At 59.8% G+C, this 560-nt stretch carries 1 protein-coding gene; it reads left to right on the forward strand.

The features are described from left to right. Positions 1-236: 236 nt before the first annotated feature. Positions 237-380: a hypothetical protein gene (locus AB4Y85_RS19440; protein WP_441986548.1), complete on the forward strand. Its 144-nt coding sequence runs from the start codon at positions 237-239 to the stop codon at positions 378-380. Positions 381-560: the final 180 nt, after the last annotated feature.

A 560-nucleotide genomic window follows, 5' to 3' on the forward strand; every position in this document is an offset into this window, starting at 1 on the left:
GTGCTATTTCTCTCGGGCTGGCTGGCCTGTGCTTCCTCGGTTTCCTGCTCTCCCTCTGCGTGGCTGTTTGGTGGGTGCGTCGCCGGTGATCTGGGAAAACATGTCTCAACTTGGGTCGGCTTACGGGCTGGCCATAGGCGGCGGTTTGCTGCTCGGGGCCATGATCGCAATTTTCAACTCCTGGCGTGCGTAGCGCGTGCGGGTCACTACGGAATATTTGAAGGGGGGTGTATCCCATGGAAGCAGCTGTTAGTGCAGCCCTTGCCAGTGCTGTAGGTTCCGCAACCGGCGTTATCACGACGTCCATGCCCGTCGTTTTCGGCGTCGCTATCGCGTTCGTTGCGTGGAATATCGGCAAGCGCGTCCTCGGCAAGATCTGAGTTCGTACGGCGGGGCATGGTTCCGCGAACTGGCATACCCGATATTGCCGGTTCCACCCCAGGGAACCACGCCCCGCCATTGTCGCTTTAATTTCCCAACTTTGAGAGGGGGCACTGATGCTCCGTGTACGTCGACTCTTTCGCCGGATAGCCCGGCCATTCGCGTTCGCTGCCGTTGCG

It is taken from the genome of Microvirga sp. 2YAF29 (assembly GCF_052114605.1).
Classification (GTDB): Bacteria; Pseudomonadota; Alphaproteobacteria; order Rhizobiales; family Beijerinckiaceae; genus Microvirga.